General features: G+C 60.0%; 1 pseudogene. It reads left to right on the top strand.

Going from position 1 to position 510, the window contains the following annotated elements:
* Positions 1-510 (top strand): annotated as a pseudogene (locus I8U18_RS17645) (polyketide synthase); the annotation flags it as partial.

The raw sequence follows: 510 nt of genomic DNA, 5'->3' as shown, positions 1-510 counted from the left end.
CAATCACGGGGGCAAGACACACGGCTATACCGTCCCCAATCCCAATGCCCAGGCTGATGTGATCAAGCAGGCTTTTCGCCAGGCCGGCATCGACCCGCGAACCCTTCAATACATCGAAGCGCACGGCACCGGAACGGCCTTGGGCGACCCGATTGAAATTGCCGGTTTGACCAAAGCCTTTCAGGAATATACCGGCGACCGGCAGTTTTGTGCCATCGGCTCGGTGAAATCCAACATCGGGCATGCCGAGAGCGCGGCCGGGATTGCCGGATTGAGTAAAATCCTGCTGCAGATGAAATACGGGCAGCTGGTGCCCTCCCTGCACTCCCGGGTGCTGAACCGCCATATTGACTTTGCCTCGACCCCCTTTGTCGTTCAGCAGGAACTGGCAGAATGGAAGCGGCCGGTCGTGATGCGACAGGGGGTGCCCCGGGAAGCTCCGCGCCGGGCGGGAATCTCGTCGTTTGGAGCCGGAGGGGCCAACGCCCATATCGTGATTGAGGAATATCT

It is taken from the genome of Thermoactinomyces sp. CICC 10522, assembly GCF_016055075.1.
Lineage (GTDB): Bacteria > Bacillota > Bacilli > Thermoactinomycetales > Thermoactinomycetaceae > Thermoactinomyces_A > Thermoactinomyces_A daqus.
The sequence above is the reverse complement of the archived record's forward strand: the minus strand, read 5'-3'. Positions and strand labels throughout refer to the sequence as shown.